Raw genomic sequence first — 5,824 nt, 5'->3', positions numbered from 1 at the left:
AGCCATAACAATGTGTCAACTCTACGCGTGTAGCATGGAGTTGCCGCGCTAGCGTCACCGACGCCTGCCCTCCCCTACGCAGCCCCTTTTCCCCGAGGAGAGTGCGCCATCAACGCGTCCAGCCCTCCCGCTGCCGTCGAACTGCGCGGCATCACCAAGCGTTTCCCCGGTGTCGTGGCCAACAAGGACATCGACATCACCGTCCGCACCGGCACCGTGCACGCCCTGTGCGGCGAGAACGGCGCCGGCAAGTCCACCCTGATGAAGATCCTCTACGGCATGCAGCAGCCGGACGAGGGCACCATCACGGTGAACGGCGAGACGGTCACCTTCCACAACCCCGCGGACGCCATCGCCCGCGGCATCGGCATGGTGCACCAGCACTTCATGCTCGCCGACAACCTCACCGTGCTGGAGAACGTCGTTCTGGGCGCGGAGAAGCTGTACGGCATCGGCGCCAAGGCCCGCGCGAAGATCAGGGAGATCTCCGACGCGTACAGCCTGAACGTCCGGCCCGACGTCCTCCTGGAGGAACTCGGCGTCGCCGACCGCCAGCGCGTGGAGATCCTCAAGGTCCTCTACCGCGGCGCCAAGACCCTCATCCTCGACGAACCCACGGCCGTCCTCGTGCCGCAGGAGGTCGACGCCCTCTTCGACAACCTGCGGGAGCTGAAGGCGGAAGGCCTCACGGTCATCTTCATCTCCCACAAGCTGGGCGAAGTCCTGTCCGTCGCCGACGAGATCACCGTCATCCGCCGCGGCACCACCGTCGGCACGGTCGAGCCCGCCGGTACGACTCCCAAGCAGCTCGCCGAGCTGATGGTCGGCAGCGAGCTGCCCACCCCGGAGACCGAGGAGTCCACGGTCACCGACGTCCCGCTGCTCAGGCTGGACGGCCTTCGCCTGGCCCAGACCGACCTCGACGGCGTCGAGCGGATCATCCTCGACGACATCTCCTTCACCATCCACCAGGGCGAGGTCCTGGGCATCGCGGGTGTGGAGGGCAACGGCCAGTCCGAACTGGTCGAGGCGATCATGGGCATCCGTGACCCCGACGCCGGCGTCATCACGCTCGCCGGCACCGACATCTCCCACGTGCCCACCCGCCGCCGCCGTGAGGCCGGCGTCGGCTACATCCCCGAGGACCGCCACCGCCACGGCCTGCTCCTCGAGGCCCCACTGTGGGAGAACCGCATCCTCGGCCATGTCACCGAGAAGCCCAACTCCCGTGGTCAGCTGCTCGACATCAAGGCGGCCCGCACCGACACCGAGCGCATCATCGAGGCGTACGACGTCCGCACCCCCGGTATCGACGTCACCGCCGCCTCCCTCTCCGGTGGCAACCAGCAGAAGCTGATCGTCGGCCGCGAGATGAGCCACGCGCCCAAGCTGCTCATCGCCGCCCACCCCACCCGTGGTGTGGACGTCGGCGCGCAGGCCGCGATCTGGGACCACATCCGCGAGGCCCGCCGAGAGGGCCTGGCCGTGCTGCTGATCTCCGCGGACCTGGACGAGCTCATCGGGCTCTCCGACACCCTGCGGGTGATGTACCGCGGCCGTCTGGTCGCCGACGCCGACCCCGCCACGATCACCCCCGAGGAGCTGGGCTCCGCCATGACGGGCGCGGCCACCGGCCACCTGGAGCACACAGAGGCCTCTGGCCCGGAGAGCACAGAGGACGACGCCCGATGAAGAAGCTGACGCAACGCATCGACAGGGAGCGGCTGCTCCTCGGCATCGCGGCGCCGCTGCTGGCGGTCGTCACCGCGCTCGTCGTCACCACCCTGGTGATCCTCGCCACCGGCAAGAACCCGGGCGCCGCCTTCAGCGACATGGTGACCTACGGCTCCGCCAGCGACAGCCAGATCTACATCCTGAACAAGGCGACGACGTACTACCTCGCGGGTGTCTCGGTGGCCATCGGCTTCCGGATGAACCTGTTCAACATCGGCGTCGACGGCCAGTACCGGATCGCCGCGTTCGTCGCCGCCGTCCTCGGTGGCGCGCTGACCACGCCGGGCTGGATCTCCATCCCGCTGATCATCCTGTGCGCGATGGCGACGGGCGCCCTGTGGGCGGCCATCGCGGGCATCCTGAAGGTGACCCGCGGGGTCAGCGAGGTCATCTCGACGATCATGCTCAACTCGATCGCCACCGCGATCATCGCCTACCTGCTCCAGCCCGGAAAGCTCGCCGAGCTCCAGGCCGGCGGCACGGTCGTCTCCACCACGCCGCTGCCGGAGTCGTCGTACTTCTTCCAGATCGACACCGGCGCGGCGGGCGAGCTGTGGGGCTTCATCGTCATCGCCGTGCTCGTCGGCGTGGCGTACTGGTTCGTGCTCGGCCGTACCCGGTTCGGCTTCGACCTGCGCACCGTCGGCCAGTCCGAGTCCGCCGCCGCCGCGAGCGGGGTCTCGGTGAAGAAGATGGTCGCCACCAGCATGGTGATCTCGGGTGCGGTGGCCGGTCTGATCGGCATGCCGACCCTCCTCAACGACAGCCACCAGTTCAGCAACGACTTCCCCGTGGGCATCGGCTTCACCGGCATCGCCATCGCCCTGCTCGGCCGCAACAACCCGGTCGGCATCGCGCTGGGCGCCCTGCTGTGGGGCTTCCTGGAACGCACCACCAACCACCTGGAGTTCGAGGGCTACGACAAGGAGATCCTCGGCGTCATCCAGGGCGTCATCGTCCTGTGCGTCGTCATCGCCTACGAAGTCGTACGACGCTACGGACTCAAGCGCCAGCAGCAGCGGGTCGGCGCCGAGCTCGCCGCCCAGGCCGCAGCCCCCACCCAGAAGCAGGAGGTGGCGTGATGACTGCCACGATGACCGACACGCCGCCCCCCGCGGCGCCCAAGGCGGACACCGCCACCCGGTCGGGCCGTTCGCTCGGCCAGATCCTGCTGATCGTGGCCGGAGCACTGCTGCTCGTCGCCGCGGTCCGGGTCATCTCCGGCTCCGACCAGCTCACCTCCGAGGGCCAGGTCTCCGCCGCGTTCAGCCTCGCCGTGCCGATCGGCCTCGCTGGCCTCGCCGGTCTGTGGTCCGAGCGGTCCGGCGTGGTCAACATCGGCCTCGAAGGCATGATGATCCTCGGCACCTTCGGCGCCGGCTGGATCGGCTGGCAGTCCAGTCCCTGGCTCGGCCTGCTGTGCGGTGTCGGCTTCGGCGTCCTGGGCGGCCTGCTGCACGCGGTCGCGACCGTCACCTTCGGCGTCGACCACATCGTCTCCGGCGTCGCGATCAACCTGCTCGCGCTCGGCATCACCCAGTACCTCGCCAAGATCTTCTTCGTGGACGGCAAGGCCGCCGACGCGGGCGGCAACCCCAAGCAGTCCCCGCCCGTGGACTCGCTGCCCAGCTTCGACGTACCGGGCCTGTCCAGTGGGCTGCACTCCGTCGAGAACCACCACTGGTTCCTGATCTCCGACATCGCCGGCATCCTCGGCGGTCTGGTCACCGACATGTCCGTGGTGACGGTCCTGGCGATCGCTCTGTTCGTCGCCAGCTGGTGGCTGCTGTGGCGTACCCCGTTCGGCCTGCGGCTGCGCTCCTGCGGCGAGAACCCGATCGCCGCGGAGTCTCTCGGCGTCAACGTCTACAAGTACAAGTACGCGGCCGTGGCCGTCTCCGGCGGCCTCGCCGGCCTCGGCGGCGCCTTCCTCGCCCTGGTCACCTCGCACACCTACCTGGAGGGCCAGACCGGTGGGCGCGGCTACATCGGTCTCGCCGCCATGATCTTCGGCAACTGGCGGCCCGGCGGTCTCGCCATGGGCGCGGGCCTGTTCGGCTACTCCGACGCCCTTCAGCTGCGCAGCGGGGGCGAGACCGTCCACGCGCTGCTGCTCCTGCTGTTCGTGCTGCTCGCGGCGATGGGCGGCTGGAAGCTGTACAAGAAGGCGCACTGGCAGGGCGGCATCAGCCTCATGGTGGGCGCGGGCGTCCTGGTCTGGTACCTGACCACCGACGAGGTCCCGAGCGACTTCGTGGGCGCCACCCCGTACGTCGTCACGCTGCTGGTGCTGTCGCTGTCCGCGCAGCGTCTGCGGATGCCCAAGGCGGACGGCATGCGCTACCGGAAGGGCCAGGGCAAGTGAGGGACGTCGACTGGGAGAAGCTGCGGGAGGTGGCCCGGGACGCGATGTCCCACGCGTACGCCCCGTACTCCGGCTACCCGGTCGGTGTCGCCGCCCTGGTCGACGACGGCCGTACGGTCTCGGGCTGCAACGTCGAGAACGCGTCGTACGGGCTCGGCCTGTGCGCCGAGTGCGGTCTGGTCTCCGAACTGCAGCGCACCGGCGGCGGCCGGCTGACGCACTTCACGTGCGTGGACGGCAAGGGCGACATCCTCGTTCCGTGCGGTCGCTGCCGGCAACTGCTGTTCGAGTTCGGCGGCGCGACCCTGCTCCTGGAGACGCCGGCGGGCGTCCTGCCCCTCTCCGAGATGCTTCCCCAGGCCTTCGGCCCGGACCATCTCACCAAGTAACTCCCGTACGGCCCCCCGGAGTTGGTCGAGCACTCACTCCGGGGGGCCGCACCGTTTCGCAGAACCACCGGAAGGAAAGCCATGACGCTCCTGTCCATGGATGTCATCTCCGTCATCCGCACCAAGCGGGACCGCGGTGAACTCAGTGACGAGCAGATCGACTGGGTCATCGACGCGTACACGCGCGGCGCGGTCGCCGACGAGCAGATGTCCGCGCTCGCCATGGCGATCCTGCTGAACGGCATGAACCGCCGCGAGATCGCCCGCTGGACGGCGGCGATGATCGCGTCCGGCGAGCGCATGAACTTCGCCTCGCTGTCCCGCCCGACGGCCGACAAGCACTCCACGGGCGGCGTCGGCGACAAGATCACCCTCCCGCTGGCCCCCCTGGTCGCGGCGTGCGGTGCCGCCGTACCGCAGCTCTCGGGCCGCGGCCTCGGCCACACGGGCGGCACCCTCGACAAGCTGGAGTCGATCCCCGGCTGGCGGGCGCTGCTCTCCAACGAGGAGATGCTGAGCGTCCTGGACAGCACCGGCGCCGTGATCTGCGCGGCGGGCGACGGCCTGGCCCCCGCCGACAAGAAGCTGTACGCGCTGCGCGACGTCACCGGCACGGTCGAGGCGATCCCGCTGATCGCCTCGTCGATCATGTCGAAGAAGATCGCGGAGGGCACGGGTTCGCTGGTCCTGGACGTGAAGGTCGGCACCGGCGCCTTCATGAAGACGATCGAGGACGCGCGCGAACTGGCGTCCACGATGGTGGGCCTGGGCACGGACCACGGGGTGAAGACGGTCGCGCTGCTGACCGACATGTCGACGCCGCTCGGCCTGACGGCGGGCAACGCGCTGGAGGTACGCGAGTCGGTCGAGGTCCTGGCGGGCGGCGGCCCCGCCGACGTGGTCGAGCTGACGCTCGCCCTGGCCCGCGAGATGCTCGACGCGGCCGGCGTGAAGGACGCGGACCCGGCGAAGGCGCTGGCCGACGGTTCGGCGATGGACGTGTGGCGCCGGATGATCGCTGCCCAGGGCGGCGACCCGGACGCCCCGCTGCCCACGTCGAGGGAACAGCACGTCATCAAGGCGCCGTCCTCGGGCGTCCTGACCCGCCTCGACGCGTACGGCGTCGGTGTCGCCGCCTGGCGCCTCGGCGCGGGGCGCGCGCGCAAGGAGGACCCGGTGCAGGCGGGCGCGGGCGTCGAGCTCCACGCCAAGCCGGGCGACACGGTCACGGCCGGCCAGCCTCTCCTGACCCTCCACACGGACACCCCGGAGCGCTTCGAGTACGCGCTCCAGGCGGTCGAGGGCTCGTACGACATCGGCGCGACGGGTACGGAGT

General features: G+C 69.8%; 5 protein-coding genes. All 5 read left to right on the top strand.

Annotated elements, in window-relative coordinates:
* Nucleotides 1–174 precede the first annotated feature (174 nt).
* Nucleotides 175–1,692 (top strand): ABC transporter ATP-binding protein, encoded by a 1,518-nt coding sequence (locus STRTUCAR8_RS05335; RefSeq protein WP_006374430.1) that lies wholly within the window; start codon nucleotides 175–177, stop codon nucleotides 1,690–1,692.
* Complete coding sequence (locus STRTUCAR8_RS05330; RefSeq protein ID WP_006374427.1) at nucleotides 1,689–2,816, top strand: ABC transporter permease; 1,128 nt, start codon at nucleotides 1,689–1,691, stop codon at nucleotides 2,814–2,816. Before STRTUCAR8_RS05335 ends, STRTUCAR8_RS05330 begins: the two co-directional genes overlap by 4 nt.
* Nucleotides 2,816–4,099, top strand: coding sequence for an ABC transporter permease (locus STRTUCAR8_RS05325; protein WP_044471659.1), 1,284 nt, complete (start codon nucleotides 2,816–2,818; stop codon nucleotides 4,097–4,099). Before STRTUCAR8_RS05330 ends, STRTUCAR8_RS05325 begins: the two co-directional genes overlap by 1 nt.
* Nucleotides 4,096–4,488 carry a cytidine deaminase gene (locus STRTUCAR8_RS05320; protein WP_006374429.1) on the top strand — a complete coding sequence of 131 codons (393 nt, stop codon included), beginning with the start codon at nucleotides 4,096–4,098 and terminating at the stop codon, nucleotides 4,486–4,488. Before STRTUCAR8_RS05325 ends, STRTUCAR8_RS05320 begins: the two co-directional genes overlap by 4 nt.
* 90 nt (nucleotides 4,489–4,578) lie before the next feature.
* A partial coding sequence (locus STRTUCAR8_RS05315; RefSeq protein ID WP_044471660.1) for a thymidine phosphorylase occupies nucleotides 4,579–5,824 on the top strand: 1,246 nt, incomplete at its 3' end.

This window comes from Streptomyces turgidiscabies Car8, assembly GCF_000331005.1.
GTDB lineage: Bacteria > Actinomycetota > Actinomycetes > Streptomycetales > Streptomycetaceae > Streptomyces > Streptomyces turgidiscabies.
Note: the sequence above shows the minus strand (reverse complement) of the source record. Positions and strands in the feature narration are given on the sequence as shown.

Bases quoted from the DNA above. Each gene is read 5' to 3' on its own strand.
- STRTUCAR8_RS05330 (WP_006374427.1), top strand. From the start codon at position 1,689: ATGAAGAAGCTGACGCAACGCATCGACAGGGAGCGGCTGCTCCTCGGC.
- STRTUCAR8_RS05325 (WP_044471659.1), top strand. From the start codon at position 2,816: ATGACTGCCACGATGACCGACACGCCGCCCCCCGCGGCGCCCAAGGCG.